Source organism: Arthrobacter sp. MMS24-S77, from assembly GCF_054888235.1.
In genome coordinates this window covers 4,529,529-4,544,371 of the sequence record NZ_JBTZRN010000001.1, presented here as the reverse complement: position 1 = coordinate 4,544,371, position 14,843 = coordinate 4,529,529, and the positions used below count along the sequence as shown (strand labels likewise).

The following is a 14,843-nucleotide window of genomic DNA, read 5'->3' as shown; positions in this document are numbered from 1 at the left end:
ACGACCCGAGGTCATCATCGCCGACGAGATCACCTCGGCGCTTGACGTCTCGGTGCAGGGCTCGGTTCTGAACCTAGTGCGCAATGTCTGCGCCGAGCTGGAGCTCACGATGTTATTCATCTCGCACAACCTTTCGGTGGTGCGCTATCTGAGCGACTACATCGCAGTGATGTACCTCGGCCACATCGTCGAGCTCGGACCGGTCGATGAGGTGCTGAACAACGCCAAGCACCCGTATACCCGGGAGCTGCTCGCATCCGTGCCGACCCGCAACGGCAACCTTCTTGCCGTTGATCCGGCCGCTCCGTTGGACGTCGAACCCGCAGACCCACATCACCCGCCGAGCGGTTGCCGCTTCAACCCCCGTTGCCCGATTGGGCCGCTCGTCCACCCCGAGCGCCAGATCTGCGTGCAGAGCTCGCCACCGCTTCCCGCGACGCCGCCGCACGCAGCAGCCTGCCACTTCGTCGAGCTCACAAGGGACCGTCTATCTCAACCTTTCGAACCCGCTTGGTAAGAGCATCCGCTCCAGCTAAACCCCGCACAGCGTAACTCATTGATCAGGAGACCCACGATGGCACAACAACGTGTAAGCATTGACGACCTCATTGCCACGCAGCTTCCAGAGCAGCCCGCTCTGTCGCCGGACGGCGGCAGCATCGCTTATGTTCTCAAGACCACCAACCGCGCCGAAGACCGGGACGAACGCTCGCTGTGGCTCGTTGCCGCTGAGGGCGGCGAGCCGCGCCGGTTGACCCGGGGAACCGGCGACTCGACCCCCAGGTGGAGCCCGGATGGGACACGGCTCGCCTTCCTGCGCTCCCAGGATGGGCCGCCGCAGATCTGGGTTCTGCCGATCGGCGGCGGCGAAGCCGAGCAGGTCACGACGCAGACCGTTGGCGCCGGCGCCCCCGTGTGGAGCGGCGACGGCACGCGCATCGCGTTCTCCGGCCCCATCGACTCTGCTGCGCTGCCCGGAGAAGGCAGCGATGACTTCGCGAAGCGCCGCACGGCACCAATCGTCACAAACAGGCTCGGCTACAAGGCCGACGGTGCCGGTCTCCTTGGCACGCTTCGCAACCACATCCATGTCGTGAGCCTCGGCAGTGGCGAGATCACCCAGCTGACCCGTGGCGACTGGCACGCTGGCGATCCGGTCTGGTCGCCGGATGGCGATAGGATCGCCTTCTCCACCGGCAAAGAGGCCGATTCAGACCTCACCTTCGAGTCGGCCGCCTATGTGGTGTCCTCGAGCGATGGCAATGCCAGGCCACGCCTCGTGGGTGCCGCCGACGTGCAGCTCTCCGTCACCGGTTGGACACCTGATGCCGCCGAGCTCATCGCCGTCGGCCGCACCGATGCCGAGGTGGGAAACGCGAGCGTGCTGCTCCTTCCCCTCGACGGCGAAGCGCCGCGAGACATCACTTCGGCCCTCGACCGCAATGTCATGCCAGGTGGCGCGGGCTACCCCGGCGCTCTCCCGCAGCTGAGTGCCGATGGCCAGACAATCATCTTCTGCCTGCGCGACGGCGGGTACACCCACCTCTACGCTACGAGCATCGACGGTGCGGTGCAGCGTGTCATCGTCGGGGGAGCGGCCAACGTGTCCGGCGTTTCTGTAGTCGGCAACACCGCCGCGATCGTGCTCGCGACGGAAACGTCCTTCGGTGAAGTCGCCACTGTCGATCTGTCCTCTGGCGCCGTTACGGCGCTCACGAGCTACTCGCCAGAGGAGACCGGCGTCATCGTCGCCGAGCCGCGGAGCTTCACGATCTCGGATGGCTTGGTCGTGCACGGCTGGCTGCGCCGCGACCCGCAACGCACCGGCCCCCTCCCGCTCCTGCTCGATGTGCACGGCGGGCCGCACAATGCGTGGAACGGAGCCGCCGACCCCTTCCACGCCTACCACCACGAACTCGTTGCCCGCGGATGGGCTGTGCTCACGGTCAACCCGCGCGGGAGCGACGGCTACGGCAACGACTTCTTCCGCGGAGCTCTCGGCGGCTGGGGCACGAGTGACGCCAAGGACTTCCTCGAGCCGATCGGCGATCTCGTCGCCGAGGGTGTTGCCGACCCCGCACGCCTCGCCGTCACCGGCTACAGCTATGGCGGCTTCATGACCTGCTATCTCACCTCGCGCGACAACCGCTTCGCCGCTGCCGTCGCCGGTGGCGTTGTTGCCGATCTCACGAGCGTCGCCGGCACGTCGGACGCCGGCCACTTCCTGTCGCGCCTCGAGAGCGGTGCCATGCCGTGGAAGAACCCGGAACTCCTCGTCCCGCAATCGCCCTACAGCCAGGTGGGCCAGGTTCGCACTCCGACGCTCATCGTGCAGGGCGGCGAGGACCACCGTTGCCCAGTCGGCCAGGCCGAGCAGTGGTTCACTGCCCTCCGCGAACAGGATGTGCCGAGCGAGCTCGTGCTCTACCCGGGCGGCTCGCACCTGTTTATTCTCGGCGGGGCGCCCTCGCACCGCGCCGACTGGAACGAGCGCATCGTCGACTGGGTGGAGCGCTATGCCCCGGCCGCCGGCACCCCCGTTCGCAAGAAGGCCCTCAACGCCGCGCACTGGCAGCAGCGCCTGAGCGAGCTGGCGGCCGCCCATAAAGTTCCCGGGGCCACCCTCGGCATCCTGCGCCTCGGCGAGGAGCCTGTCCTCGCGAGTCACGGCGTTCTCAACATCAACACCGGTGTCGAGACCACCGACGACTCCGTCTTCCAGATTGGCTCGATCTCGAAGGTGTGGACGGCGACCGTCATCATGCAGCTCGTCGACGAGGGCAAGCTCAACCTCGATGCTCCGATCCTCGACGTCGTCCCGGAGTTCCGGGTTGCCGACGCCGAGGTGAGCAAGGCGGTGACAATGCGCCATCTGCTCACCCACACAAGCGGCATAGACGGTGACGTTTTCACCGACACCGGCCGTGGCGACGACTGCCTCGAAAAGTACGTCGATGCCCTCTCCGAGGTCAAGCAGAACCACCCCATCGGGGCGACCTTCTCGTACTGCAACTCCGGCTTCGCACTCATGGGCCGCGTGATCGAGAAGCTCACCGGTCTCAGCTGGGATGACGCCCTTCGCGATCGCCTGTTCACGCCGCTCGGCCTCAAGCACACCGTGACTCTGCCGGAGGAGGCTCTGCTTCACCGTGCCGCCGCCGGCCATGTGGGAGCGGATGAGAACGGCCCGATTCTCGCCCCGATGTGGTCACTCCCCCGTTCGCTTGGCCCGGCCGGACTCATCGATGCCAGCGCGGCAGACGTGCTCGAGTTCGCCCGCATGCATCTCAAGGGCGGGCTCGCGGCCGACGGTACCCGCATTCTGTCGGCGGAGAGCGCCGAGCTCATGACCACGCACCAGACCGACGTTCCCGACCCGTACGTGCTCGGCGATTCCTGGGGCCTGGGCTGGATCCGCTTCGACTGGGGCGGAAAGCGCCTCTACGGTCACGACGGCAACACGATCGGCCAGGCCGCCTTCCTGCGCATCCTGCCAGAAGATGGCATCGCCGTGACGCTGCTCACCAACGGCGGCAACACACACGATCTGTACACCGAGCTCTACAACGAGATTTTCGGCGAGCTGGCCGAGATCTCCATTACGGGATCGTTCGGCCCGCCAGCCGAGCCGTACACGGGCGACATGTCGCCGTACCTTGGTACCTACGAGCGCTCCAGCGTTGTCATGGAGGTCTTTATGGAGGAGGAGGCCGTGCGTATGCGCACGACCGTGAGCGGCGTCGTCGCCGAATCCATGCCGAACCCCGTCGAAGAGTACGCCCTCACCCCGGTGGGCGATGGCCAATTCGCGCTGCGGGCGCCCGGCACCCAGGGGTGGCTCTCGCTGGTTTTCTATGCACTGCCGACGGGCGAGCAGTACGTGCATTTCGGTGCTCGGGCAATGCCCAAGGTGGCGCAGTGAACTTTGACACCAAGCAGATGGTCGAAGACCTGCGTACGGTCGTCGAATGCGAGTCGCCTTCCACAGACCTGGCTGCCATAGCCCGCAGCGCGGACACGATCACCGAGCTCGGGGAACGCTTGCTCGGCTGCTCCCCGGAGCGGATTGTGATCGAGGGGCGAACGCACCTGCGCTGGCGCTTCGGTACCCCCCGGGTTCTCGTACTCTGCCACCACGACACGGTCTGGCCGATCGGATCGCTCATCGAGCATCCGTTTGAGATCAACGGAGACGTGCTGCGCGGGCCGGGCTCCTTCGATATGAAGGTGGGACTCGTGATGGCGCTCCATGCCATTGCGGCACTTCCGAACCGCGATGGCGTGAGCCTCCTGATAACCGGCGACGAGGAGCTCGGTTCGCCCAGCTCCCGCCAGCTCATCGAAGAGGAGGCTCTCGGATGCGCCGCTGCCCTCGTTCTTGAAGCATCGGCCGACGGCGGCGCCCTCAAGGTTGCCCGCAAGGGCGTCTCACTCTACGAGGTCGCAGTACAGGGGCGGGCGGCACACGCCGGTCTCGAGCCCGAGCGAGGTGTCAACGCTTCGATCGAGGCCGCGCACCAGATCCTTGCCGTCGCAAGCCTCGGCGACGCGGAACTCGGCACGACGGTCACACCGACATTGCTACGCTCCGGCACCACCACGAACACCGTCCCCGCCGCATCCAGCTTCGCCGTGGACGTGCGCGTGCGGACGATCGCCGAGCAAGACAGAGTGGACACGGCAATGCGCGCGCTCGCAGCGACGTTACCTGATGCCGTGCTGAGCATCACCGGCGGGGCGAACCGTCCGCCACTCGAGGAATCGGCCGCGCTGGAATTGTTCGCCCGCGCCAGCCGGTTGGCTGCGGAGCTCGGGCTCGGCCGCCTCGAGGGCGCCTCGGTGGGCGGAGCCTCCGATGGCAACTTCACGGCCGGGATCGGCGTTCCAACGCTCGACGGGCTCGGCGCAGTGGGCGGTGGCGCGCACGCGAACCATGAACACGCGCTCGTGAGCGCATGGATCGAACGTACCGGCCTCGTCCATGCTCTTATCGCCGAGCTCATACACGAGTTTGCACAGGCGGATCCCGCCCCGGTCGTCCGCGGAACACAGCCGGACTACATTCGGTAGCGGCCGACGAAATCGGGGTACGATTTCGTCGTGCGCAACAATGTCGAGTCGTACCGTCTGCCCGTAGTGTCGGAGGCGTGCTTATGTCAATGACGACGCAGCCGCGCTCAAGCCTTGGCCGGGTGCTCGAAGACCTCGGAACGACCCTTCTTGAACTCGTCTGCGGAAACGCGGAGGGTCAAAAGCCGATCGAGACTGTGATCATCCACGACTCCCTCGACGATGCGATCCCCTCACACGGTGCGCTCGTGCTCGGCGTTGGAATGCGCGAGACCGAGGAGATCGTCGAGCTGCTCACAACACTCGCCACGCAAGACGCTGCCGGCCTCGTGCTCCGGGCGCCAGTGAATGCAGGCCCGGCGATCATACGCGCGTCCGAGGAAACCGGCATTCCCGTGCTCGCGCTGACCCGCGGTGCATCCTGGGCCCAACTCACTTCTATGTTGCGCTCGCTCATCGCGGAAGGCGATGTCGGCGAGAGCGGACCACAAGGCCTCGGTGGAATGCCCGCCGGTGACCTCTTCTCGCTCGCCAATGCAATTTCGACGCTTCTCAATGCGCCCGTCACGATCGAGGACCGCAACTCCCGAGTCGTCGCCTTCTCCGGCAAGCAGGACGAAGCCGATCCCGCCCGCGTCGAGACAATTCTCGGCCGTCAGGTTCCCGAGCGCTACATGCGCCAGTTGGAACAGCGCGGCGTGTTCCGCGAGCTGTACCGCAGCACCGACCCCATCCAGGTCGCCCCCGTCGATGTCGACGCCGAAGTGGCCTCCTACCCTCGTGTGGCGCTCGCCGTGCGTGCGGGCGACGAGATTCTCGGCTCCATCTGGGTTGCGGTGCGCGAACCAATGCCGAAAGATCGGATCGGGGCGCTCAAGGATGCCGCGAAGCTCGTCGCGCTCCATATGCTGCGCATACGCGCCGGCGCAGACGTCGAGCGCAGGCTGCGGGCCGATCTACTTGCCACGGTGCTTGAGGGCGGCTCGGGCGCGGCCGATGCCGCGTCACAGCTGCGCCTCACCGGTCACCGCTGTGTTGTACTTGCGCTCGCTGCCGCGGATTCCGAAGAGGACGAGGAAGGCGGGGCCGCACATGCGCGCGTTCTCGCCGCACGGCAACGCATCGCCGACGCCCTCTCGATGCACCTGGGCGCGGTATACCCCCGCTCCGCCGCCGCTCTCATCGGCAACATCGTCTACGGTGTGGTCAGCGTTCGCCCGGATCAAGCGGATGCCGACCGGCGCACCGCACGAGTTGCCAACGAATTCCTCGCGCGCATCGGGGGCGACCGGCGCTTGCTGCTTGGTATCGGCACAATCGCGGACGACCATTCGGCACTCCCCGCTTCCCGCGTCAGCGCGGATCGCGCCCTGCGCGTGCTTCAACTCGGTAAGTCGCACGCGCAGGTCGTGATCTTCGACGATGTGCAGGTTGAGGCGCTTCTCGTCGAACTCGGAGATCTTGCCGCCGCCCGCGGCGACCGCCCGAGCGGCCCGGTCGCGCGGCTGCTTGAGTACGACCGGGTACGCAACGCACAACTTGTTGAAACTCTCCGCGCTTGGCTGGATGCCTTCGGCGACGTCGCCGCGGCGTCCGCTCTCGTGTACACCCACCCGAACACCTTCCGCTATCGCCTACGCAGGCTCTCCGCCATAGGACAGATCGACCTGAACGACCCGGAAGCACGCTTCGCAGCCATGATCCAGTTGCGCCTACTTACCGACGGCGATCGCTCGCCGTAGCGTCTGAGCTCGCCGCGGGGCGACCGTCACGGTCCGTGTCGTCGCCTCGGCGAGCACCGCAGGGATCGGCTCGACGCCAATGCCCGCGCCGTTCGGGATCCGGATCTGGCCGTCTTCGATGCGGAAGGGTTCGGTGATGTCCTGCTTGTAGAAGCGGTCGGATGCCGAGATGTCTCCGGGCAAGGTGAATCCGGGCAGGCCGGCGAGTGCCGCATTTGCCGCGCGGCCGAGGCCGGTCTCGAGCATCCCGCCGCACCACACAGCGACCCCATTGGCAACGGCGATGTCGTGAATGCGTTTGGCTTCGAGGTATCCGCCAACGCGTCCGGGCTTAATGTTGATAATTGCGGCGGCTCCCATGGCGATGGCGTCGGCGGCAGAGGCGGCAGAGACAATCGACTCGTCCAGGCACATCGGTGTCGAGATTTCACGGGCGAGGAGGGCATGCTGACGCAGATCGTCCTCAGCAAGCGGCTGCTCGATCAGCAGCAAGTTGAAAGGGTCGAGCTTGCGCAAGTGCGGGGCGTCGACGAGCCGGTAGGCGGTATTCGCGTCCACCTGCAACGGGATATCGCCAAAGCGCTCGCGCACTGCACGGACAGGCTCGATGTCCCAGCCCTGCTGAATCTTGAGCTTGATGCGCACGTAACCCTGGTCGACATAGTCGCCTACCGCAGAAAGCAGCTCCGGGATTGACTTCTGGATTCCGACCGAAACGCCGGACGGGACCGCGTCGACTGTCGCGCCGAAATAGGAGGCGAAGGAGACATCGGTCGCCCGCAGCTGGGCATCGAGGATCGCCATCTCGAGCGCGGCCTTCGCCATGCGGTGGCCAACAAAGTGCTCAAGCACGTGGCCGACAAGCTCGGCGGTGAGCGCCTTGCCCGTATCCTGCCAGGCGTAGAGCGCCGGAATCAGGAAGCGCTGCAACACCTCGCGCGCACTATCGAGGTACTCAGGCGAGTAAACGGGCTCGTCGAGAACCACGCACTCGCCCCAACCGGTCACCTCACGGCCATTGTGCTCGGCCGTCACCTTGACGAGCAGCGGTGCGCGCGAGGTTTGGGTGCTGAACGAGGTGGTGAATGGCGAGACAAGGGGCAGGGTGATATCGATGAGGTCAATGCTGAGAATGCGCACGTGTGGGGGTCCTTTCGAGACTGTAGTGGCCTCGGCGGGCGAAGTCGGTGACTTGCCAACCGTCGTTCATGAGTGTTGCGAGCGCGTCACGGAGCGCGGAGCGCCAGCAAGCGGCCCGATCGGGATGCTCGATCCGCATCGTTTCGATGTCGGAGGGGATCTCGACCCGGACGCGCTGCGCCGAGCCCAGGGAGTGGAGGGAGAGACGCGGCAGACCGTCGTCGTTGTACAGGACACAGGCCTCCGGTTCCGGCGTGCCCGCCGCAATGCGGGCGCCGGGCTCCCGCAGCAGATCCCAGACCAGTAGCATCCGGTCACTGTCCTGGCCGCGGTTTATGCTGTCGGTCATCGCTCCATAGAAATTGGGCAAGTATTCCACTGCGGCTGTCCCGAGCCGGTGAATGTTGAAGTAGGCGTTGCGCGCAATGAGCGGGTCAAAGGTCCACGTCATGGTGTCGGTCCCGCGGCGAAGGCACCAGGCCCGCTCATGGTGTTTGAGCGCCTTGCCGACCCCGGCCCCGTCGCTCCCGCCGACGACGCCCGCGATGTGTGAGTGCAGCGCCCGGTCGGGCGGCGGGTGGAAGAACCCGACGCACACGGCAATCAGTTCCGCGCCGCGGTAAGCGCCCGCCACGTAGTTGTGCGCGTGGGCGAGCGCGACAAGAAGGCCCGGATCGATGTGCGGCTCGTTTCCCTCGGCCTTCCAGATCGTCGCGAGAAGAGCAGACGCCAGCTCCATTTCGGCTGGGTCGTGCAGGGTGCGAATGTTGACCCCGCTGGCTACAGCTAGTGCGTCAGCCTCGGCCTCGGCAAGTGAGGCGATCTTGTCGCGACTGGCCTCGCTCGTGAGCAAACCACTGATCACGAGGCATCACCGTGCGGCATGTAGCGGTAACCGAGATAGGCGCCCTTCTCAAGCGGACGGAATTGTGCCCAGCCCGCGGAGTCGGGCGCGGTGAAGAGCAAGACCCCGGGCTGGGTAGCGGGGACAAGCTTGAGAGTGGTTGCCTTGGGCTCCGCGCCGTCCTGCAGTATGTCGGTGAGTTCGCGCATTGTGAGCTGCGGACCATTCTCGCCGTTCTCGAAAGTGAGCGCCGCTCCGCCGGAGGCGTAGCTAACCGGTTTCCAAGCAGTCTCTCCGGCAAGCGCGTCGGACGCGCCGTTCGAGTCCACCTGCAAGGCATCCGGAATCTGCGCCGCCGAGACGGCACTAGCGGCGTCGCCGAATAATTCCCGGTACAGACCATCCGGTTGGCCTCCCGTGGTCAGCAGCGCGAGCGCGAAACCGTCCTCCGGGAAGACCCGCAGATAGGCCCGTTGGCCGATGGTGCCACCATCGTGGCCGTAGACGAATGTTCCCTTCCAGTCTTCGAGGAACCAACCGAGCCCCCAGCCAACGGTCGCGGGCGACACTGCGCGCAGGCTCACCTGCTCCTCGAGCATGGCCCTGGCCGATTCGGCGGAGAGTATGCGTGTGCCGTTGGGAGCGACACCACCACGGAGCGCGGTCTGGGCGAAGCTGAGCAGGTCGCCGATGCTCGCCGTGATCAGGCCAGCTGGCCCCATGGACCGTGTGATCGACCAGGTCGAAACCGGCTGGGCCGCATCGCCGAAACCAGAGTGCCCTGTTGCGGTGGCGAAGCGTGGGGCATCCGAGGTCAGGGTGATCGTGTGTTCGAGTCCCATGGGCGCGATGATGTGCTTGCGTAGCGCCGCGTCCCAGGTGGAGCCTCGCAGCACCTCGATGATCCGTCCCGCGACGACGAAGCCCGCGTTGCAGTACGAGAAACGCTCGTCGATCGGGTGCACCTGCCTGGCACTCTTCAGTGACTCGACGTAGCGCTCGACGCAGTCGTCGCCGGGGCCGGTGTCTGTGAAGAGGTCCCCATCGATGCCGCTCGTGTGAATCAGCAGGTGCCGCACGGTGACGGCGGCAGCGGTGGCGTGATCCGCGAGGGCGAAATCGGGCAGAATGCTCTGCACCGGCGCATCCAGGTCCAGGCGCCCCTCGTCGACGAGTTGCATGATCAGGACCGTTGTCCAAACCTTGGTGATCGAGCCAATCTGGAAAAGCGCGTCGTCCGTCGTGGATACGCCAGAGCCGACGTCGAGTACTCCCGAGCTCGCCGTGGTGCACTCGATCGGGGTGCCGTTCTCGTTGAGCCGTACGATACCGAACTGCGCAGCCGTGACCCCGTAGCGCGTGCGAAGGACGTCCAGGCGACGGCGCCAGAAGCTGGCACCTTGACCGACGGCCGTGAGACCGCGCGGCCGCGCGCGCGAGACGGGCCGCGCGTGGCTTTCGAGCCACTCGATGAGACGGCGGCTATAGTCGATGCGATACTCGATCGGGCCGTCCAGGATGAACAAGTGGCTCCCGCCCGGGTAGACAACAAGGCGAGCCGGTACCTCGGCGAGGCGAAGGGCCTTGAACCATTCCTCTGCCTGCCCGACGGGGCAGGATGCGTCCTCGGCTCCGTGCAGAATGAGAGTCGGCGTCGTGACATTGGTGACGCGAGCGATCGGCGAGGCATCGAGAAGCTCGCGGTAGTGGCCGAGCGGCGCAACCCCGGTGCTCATTTCTGAGAAGTACGCGGCGTGCTCGCCGTCGGCCGCCATGCTGGAGAAGTTGCAGATCAGGCCACCGGCGACGGCCGCGGCAAATCGCGTGGTCGCCGCCGTGAGCGCACAGGTGCCGAGGCCTCCATAGCTGTAACCGGTCACGGCGAGTCGATCGGGGTCGGCGAGGCCCTCGGCAACGAGCGTGTCGATCGGCTCGAGAAAGTCGCGTTCATCAGCGGTGCCCCATCCCGCGTTTACCGCCCGGTAGAAGGCGTCCCCGTACCCATCCGAGCCGCGTGGGTTCACCATAAGGATGCGCCAGCCCTTCGCCGCCAAGACCTGGTGGTAAACATGAACGGCGTCAGCGACACCGCTCCAGGCGTTGTGTGGGCCGCCGTGAATGTCGAGCAGCAGGGGCGCCGCGCCATCCGTCTCCGGGGCCGAGAGCAACCAGCCATGAACGCGCGTGCCATCCGTGATTGTGAACTCGCGTTCTTCGGCCTCGAACAGCTCGATGCCGGCGAGGGTGCTCTCGCGCAAGCTCGTGAGCACCGTGAGAACGCCCGTCGTCAGGTCCAGCGTCGCGACCTCACCCAAGCTCTGCTGAGTCGTGAGCACGAACGCGACATGTGCGGAAGCAGACGCAACAGACAGGGCAGACACCACCTGGTGGGGCCCCGCGACCAGTACCCGCGAGCTCGTGCCATCGGGGGTGACCGCGTGTAGCTGCGTCCAGCCGCGGTCTCGTAGACAGTAGAGGACCTCGGAGCCGTCGGCACGAAACGTTGGGCGCCCACCTGGGTAGCCCGGAAAACCAGCCATGACATTGCGGTCGAGCGGCGCAGCCAACGAGGCGTCGGTCGCATCCGTGCCGACGTAAAGACGAAGGAGCTCGGCATTCCCGATGCGCGGGGCGGGATTCCCGACCGCGATCACGGAGCCACCATCCGGTGACCATGCGAGTGCCCCGCTGAGGCTGTTGGCCTGGCCGATGCGGCGCGGCAGCGGCATTTTGGCGTCGACTTCGAGCACGTAGGCGCCGCTCGTCCAATCGACGTCACTGCCAGGTTCGATGGCGGCCGTGAAGGCGATCAGCAGGCCGTCGGGCGACCAGTTTGCCTCGCTCGCATTCCAGTCGCCGTCGCTGAGTCGTCGCACTCGGCCGGATGCGATCTCACCCACAAAGAGGTGCAGTCGAACGGCGCCGTTCCATCCGACCCCATCGGTCTTGAAGCCGAGCCTGTCGATCACGATCGGCTCTTCCACCGCGGATACCGTTTCGTTGCGCGAAACTGGTGCGGTGATGGCGAGGCGGAGGCCGTCTGGACTGACGCGCGCAGCCGTAACACCCCGGGGGAAATCGGCGGTGCGGCTAAGTGCCCGGGCTTCGCCGCCTCCGATCGGCAGTAGATACACCTGGGCTGGTCCAGCGGATGCTCGCAGGAATAGAACTGCGGAGCCATCGGGAACGAATTGCGGCGCGGAATCGGCCGGGCCGCTCGTCAGAGGGCGAGCCTCGGAGCCGTCGCTGACCGCCCAGAGTGAGCTGTGCGCCCTGCCGTTCACGGTTTCCGTGCGTGTGAAGACCACGAGCTTGCCATCTGGCGAGATGGCGGTCTCCGCTGGCACAACGAAGCGCGCGATATCTTCGGGCTCAAGCGGGCGGTTCGTAAAGGTGTTGCTCGTCACGGTGATTCCCCTTCTCGTGGCGGTGAGTCCATTGGTGTCTTGTCCCTCTACAATCGACGCTCCACCGCCCCCGCACTTCGTCCGATCGCACAATGCTTAGGCCTTGTTTGGTTGCTCTGACTCAGGCGCGGCTAGGTGTGCCATTGCAATACTGAGGTTCTGTAAGCGCAGTCCCCGTCTGCGCGCCCCACATTCGAAGGAGAGCTCGTGAGCGTCAAGACATTCATCTCGATCGACATGGAGGGCGTCGCCGGCGTCGCGACGTTTGACCAGGTCGTCCGCGGCGGCTATGGCTATCCACGTGCGCAAGAATTGATGACGCTCGAGGCGAACGCCGCAATCGCGGGTGCCTTCGACGGGGGTGCGGACGAGGTTGTCATCAACGATTCGCACGGCACCATGGACAACCTGATTCACGAGCTTCTCGACCCTCGGGCCATTGTCGTGTTCGGCAGTCCGAAGGCACAGTGCATGGCCGAGGGACTCACCGCGGATTGCGACGTCGCCTTGTTCATCGGCTACCACGCCCCCGCAGGAGAATACGGGGTACTTGCGCACACCTTTTCGAGCCACTTCACGGAGGTGCGGGTGAACGGAGCGGTGGTCTCGGAGGCCGAGGTCAACGCCATGTACGCGAGTTCACTCGGTGTACCAGTCGGGCTCGTCAGCGGCGATGACGTGATCTGCCGTATCGCTCGGGAGCAGTTCCCGGGGGTCGAGGTAGTCGAGGTCAAAGCCGCGCACGGTTACACTTCCACAGCATCGGTTGCGCCTTCGGTGGCTCGCGACGCCATTCGCGAAGCCGCGGCGCGCGTCGTGCGTAACGCGGCAACTCTCACAGTTTCGGAACTGCCAAAGCAGTTCACGGTTGCTGTGGATATGCCGACGGCAAGCGCCGCTGAGCTTGCGATGTCGATTCCGGGTGCGCGACGCACGAGCGACCGCTCGGTCGAATGCACGGTAGCGGATGCTGGCCAAGTGCTCGGACTGATCGTCGTGTTCTATGAACTTGCGGCGAGCGCCATGTACGCGAAGACAGCGCTCTTCATGCGGCGCTAGCCAGAGTATGTAAGGGGACTTATTATTTCCGCATGCCCCCATCAGCATATTCACCTGGAGAACGCGCCATGCTCCCTGCAGATTCTGCCCCCACCACCATTGACCAAATCCAGAACCTGATCCTGGAGAGTGCCGATTTCGAGGACTTCCTCAATGAACTGGCACGGTTTTCGGCCCACCAGATGGCGGGCGACGGCGATGACGCGCTTTGTGGGATCACGCTGCTGCGCGAGCGCAAGGCAGTCACGGTTGGGTGGAGCAGTGATGTGGCGCGCAAAGTGGACGAGATCCAGTATTCCTTGGCACAAGGTCCCTGCCTGACGGCCGCCGAAGAGGAGCGGGAAGTCCACGTTCCGGATCTTCTGGAAGAGGATCGCTGGGGCCCTGACTATGCGACCGCCGTTGCGTCTTACGGGCTGAGGTCGGTGCTGTCATTGCCTTTCAACCTCGAGGGAGAGGCGAAGGCCGCGCTCAACCTCTACTCGGAGGCCCCGTACAAGTTCGACGAGAGGGCCGCTGAGCGGGCCCGGGGGTACACCCGCGAGGTATCGCAGGCCTTGCGTCTTGCCGTCAGGTTCGCACTCCACGCGGACAGCGCCAGGAATCTCCGGGCTGCGATGGAGTCCCGCACGATCATCGACATCGCCGTGGGAGTTGTTATGGCACAGAGCCGCTGCAGCCAGGAGGACGCCGTCCGGATCCTGACAGATGCCTCAAGCAACCGCAACGTGAAATTGCGCGATGTCGCCAAGTCCTTGGTGGATTCGGTCGACGCGGCGGGCACCCTGACCCATTTCGAGGAACCGGACCACCGCCAAGGACACAACCGGGCGGGATGAGTCGGGGTTTTCGTGAGGCGGCGCGTGGGCCTGTTGCCTCAACAGGGTGCCGGAGGCTAGGCTTCTTGAGGTTGAGCAGCCGGCCATAGACACCCTTTTTTTGGAGTACCTATGGACCGCAGATTGCACGCCCTCGTAAAGTTCGATGTTTCCACGGATGCAGTTGAGATAGACGTGCGGGGGAGCCTGAACGAGGATTCCCGCCCCGCTCTCGTCCACATCGTTCGCCGGATCCGACGCATGGGCATCACTTCCCACATTAGAGTGGACTTTTCCCGCTCAGCGCTTGTGGAATCGCAGGCCTTGGCGGGGCTCCGTAACGACCTCAACGCGATCGACGGCGGTGCCACGGAAGTAGGACTTGCCACCGGATCCGGAGTTTCGCTGGAATTCATGGATCGGCCGGCCACAGTCCCCGTCGAGGCCGCGGCGGGGACGAAATTCGTCGAGATCACCGGCGAGTTCGCAGCCTCGATCGACGCCGGGGGATTCCGGCCGCTGGACAAGTACTCCGATGACGAACTTCTGGCCGCCAGCGATTTCGCTTTTGGGTTGCTGGACCAGCCCGGTGCATCTGCCTCTCCGGTAGTGTTGGCGCACTACGACGCTATTGGCATGGAAATCTCGCGGCGGAAGACCTGCGATGCCGCGGTGGATCCCCTTGGGAAGGCCCCCACGGAAAGCGCGCCCGCCAGTCCCGCCGAGCCCGTGTAAGCTGGAGCGCGTCACCATTCAATGGAAT

The 14,843-nt window shown here is 65.4% G+C and carries 10 protein-coding genes; 7 read left to right on the top strand and 3 right to left on the bottom strand.

Annotation, left to right across the window (positions count from 1 at the left end):
- Positions 1–109: 109 nt before the first annotated feature.
- The 4 genes from ACX5I4_RS20985 (at position 110) to ACX5I4_RS20970 (ending at position 6,812) form a co-directional block, all read left to right on the top strand.
- A complete protein-coding gene (locus tag ACX5I4_RS20985) occupies positions 110–517 on the top strand; it encodes an oligopeptide/dipeptide ABC transporter ATP-binding protein (RefSeq protein ID WP_461838784.1) in 408 nt (135 codons plus the stop codon).
- A gap of 57 nt (positions 518–574) precedes the next feature.
- Positions 575–3,922 (top strand): serine hydrolase, encoded by a 3,348-nt coding sequence (locus ACX5I4_RS20980; protein ID WP_461838383.1) that lies wholly within the window; start codon positions 575–577, stop codon positions 3,920–3,922.
- Positions 3,919–5,070 (top strand): M20 family metallopeptidase, encoded by a 1,152-nt coding sequence (locus ACX5I4_RS20975; RefSeq protein ID WP_461838382.1) that lies wholly within the window; start codon positions 3,919–3,921, stop codon positions 5,068–5,070. The genes ACX5I4_RS20980 and ACX5I4_RS20975 overlap by 4 nt, the downstream gene beginning before the upstream one ends.
- Positions 5,071–5,159: 89 nt before the next feature.
- Positions 5,160–6,812: a PucR family transcriptional regulator gene (locus ACX5I4_RS20970; RefSeq protein ID WP_461838381.1), complete on the top strand. Its 1,653-nt coding sequence runs from the start codon at positions 5,160–5,162 to the stop codon at positions 6,810–6,812.
- Here ACX5I4_RS20970 and menC read toward each other — a convergent pair.
- From menC to ACX5I4_RS20955, 3 genes are read right to left on the bottom strand one after another with little or no spacing between them, the layout of a single operon-like run.
- On the bottom strand, positions 6,783–7,952 hold the full coding sequence (gene menC / locus ACX5I4_RS20965) for an o-succinylbenzoate synthase (protein ID WP_461838380.1): 1,170 nt from the start codon (positions 7,950–7,952) through the stop codon (positions 6,783–6,785). The two genes, ACX5I4_RS20970 and menC, sit on opposite strands and share 30 nt — an antisense overlap.
- The gene (locus tag ACX5I4_RS20960; RefSeq protein WP_461838379.1) at positions 7,933–8,817 is read right to left on the bottom strand and encodes a hypothetical protein; all 885 of its coding nucleotides are present in this window, start codon (positions 8,815–8,817) and stop codon (positions 7,933–7,935) included. The genes menC and ACX5I4_RS20960 overlap by 20 nt, the downstream gene beginning before the upstream one ends.
- Positions 8,814–12,203, bottom strand: a complete 3,390-nt coding sequence (locus tag ACX5I4_RS20955) for a serine hydrolase (RefSeq protein WP_461838378.1) — start codon at positions 12,201–12,203, stop codon at positions 8,814–8,816. The genes ACX5I4_RS20960 and ACX5I4_RS20955 overlap by 4 nt, the downstream gene beginning before the upstream one ends.
- 207 nt (positions 12,204–12,410) lie before the next feature.
- Here ACX5I4_RS20955 and ACX5I4_RS20950 point away from each other — a divergent pair, with 207 nt between their 5' ends.
- The 3 genes from ACX5I4_RS20950 to ACX5I4_RS20940 all read left to right on the top strand — a co-directional run bounded on the left by ACX5I4_RS20950 (position 12,411) and on the right by ACX5I4_RS20940 (position 14,815).
- The gene (locus ACX5I4_RS20950; protein WP_461838377.1) at positions 12,411–13,262 is read left to right on the top strand and encodes a M55 family metallopeptidase; all 852 of its coding nucleotides are present in this window, start codon (positions 12,411–12,413) and stop codon (positions 13,260–13,262) included.
- A 68-nt stretch (positions 13,263–13,330) separates the two neighbouring features.
- Positions 13,331–14,101, top strand: a complete 771-nt coding sequence (locus tag ACX5I4_RS20945; protein ID WP_461838783.1) for a GAF and ANTAR domain-containing protein — start codon at positions 13,331–13,333, stop codon at positions 14,099–14,101.
- Between the two features lie 111 nt (positions 14,102–14,212).
- Entirely contained in the window at positions 14,213–14,815 is a 603-nt protein-coding gene (locus ACX5I4_RS20940) for a hypothetical protein (protein ID WP_461838376.1), read from the top strand.
- Positions 14,816–14,843 lie beyond the last annotated feature (28 nt).